The following is a 1492-nucleotide window of genomic DNA, read 5'->3' on the forward strand; positions in this document are numbered from 1 at the left end:
AGTCGGCCCTGAAGAATCCCGCAAAGCTAACCGTGACAAGGCATTGAGGGAAGAAACCAGTATCAGGAATTGCAGGGATGAGGCATATTGGCACACAGAATCCTGCAAATTCCGATGAGGTCTGAATGGGCCCAACGCCGATCACGCCGCAGACTGCTGAGTTGTTCAAGCAGCCCCTGGCTGAGCAAATCAACATGCGCCACCCCATGGTGCAATTGGCTGGGCTGATCGACTGGCAGGCCTTGGAGCAAGCGCTTTCGGAGAGCTTCACTTCGAAGCGCGGCCGCCCGGCGACACGGCCGCGGCTGATCGCCGGCTTGCTGTACCTGCAACACGCGTTCGACCTGTCTGATGAAGACGTGGTGTGGGGTTGGGTGGAGAATCCCTATTGGCAGCTCTTCACTGGCGAGACGTATTTGCAGACCGATCCGCCGATTGACCCGTCCAGTCTGTCACGCTGGCGTCGCCGGTTGGGTGAGGCAGGCGTTGAGGAATTGCTAGCGCATACCATCGATGCAGCCAGGCGCGCGGGTGCGGTCAGGGAGTCGAGCTTGCGACGCGTGATCGTCGACACCACCGTGATGGAAAAAGCGGTGGCACATCCCACGGATTCTCGGTTGTTGGAACGCGGCCGAGTGCACCTTGTGAGGCAAGCGAAGCGGCTTGGTTTGAAGCTGCGGCAGAATTACAACCGCGAGGCACCGAGACTCGCCGCACAGATTGGGCGTTACGCCCATGCGAAGCAATACAAGCGAATGCGGCGCACCCTGCGGACCCTGCGTTCGCGCGTGGGACGGGTGTATCGGGACGTGGAGCGCCAGATTGGTGCCGTGCCCGAGCCGCAGCGCGATGCTCTGCACGAACTCCTGGCACGAGTGCGGCGACTGCTGACACAGCGTACCGATGACAAGAACAAGCTGTACGCCTTGCATGCGCCGGAGGTTGAGTGCATCAGCAAGGGCAAAGCCCGCAAGCCGTATGAGTTCGGCGTGAAGGTGTCGATCACGACCACGCTCAAGGAAGGGCTGGTGATCGGCTCTCGCTCCATGCCGGGCAATCCGTATGACGGCTACACGCTCCACGAGGCGCTCGAACAGGCCCAGATTCTCTCCAACGTTCGCCCGGAGATTGCCGTGGTGGATCGTGGCTATCGTGGCGTAGAGGTGGATGGCATCCGCATTCTGCGCTCAGGCCAAAAGCGAGGCGTCACCCGAGTCATCAAGGCAATGATTAAGCGGCGCAGTGCCATCGAGCCCGCCATTGGACACATGAAGGCCGATGGCAAGCTCGATCGCAATTGGCTGAAGGGCGCGCTGGGCGATGCCCTGCATGCAGTCCTGTGCGGCGCTGGCCACAACATCCGCTTGATCTTGCGGAAGCTGCGGCTTCTTTGTGCCTGGTTTCTGCGCTTCCTGAACCTCGATCAGCTCGCCATATCACGGCGCTGAAGTGTTCGGCGAGGCCTGCAGAACGAATTGTTCAGGGCCGACTA

At 60.7% G+C, this 1492-nt stretch carries 1 protein-coding gene; it reads left to right on the forward strand.

The window, feature by feature from the left end:
- Positions 1-125 precede the first annotated feature (125 nt).
- Positions 126-1448, forward strand: a complete 1323-nt coding sequence (locus tag AC07UK_RS38720; RefSeq protein ID WP_494688349.1) for an IS5 family transposase — start codon at positions 126-128, stop codon at positions 1446-1448.
- The last annotated feature ends 44 nt before the right edge of the window (positions 1449-1492 follow it).

This window comes from Cupriavidus sp. GW821-FHT07C08 (assembly GCF_059419025.1).

Bases quoted from the DNA above. Each gene is read 5' to 3' on its own strand.
- AC07UK_RS38720 (WP_494688349.1), top strand. From the start codon at position 126: ATGGGCCCAACGCCGATCACGCCGCAGACTGCTGAGTTGTTCAAGCAG.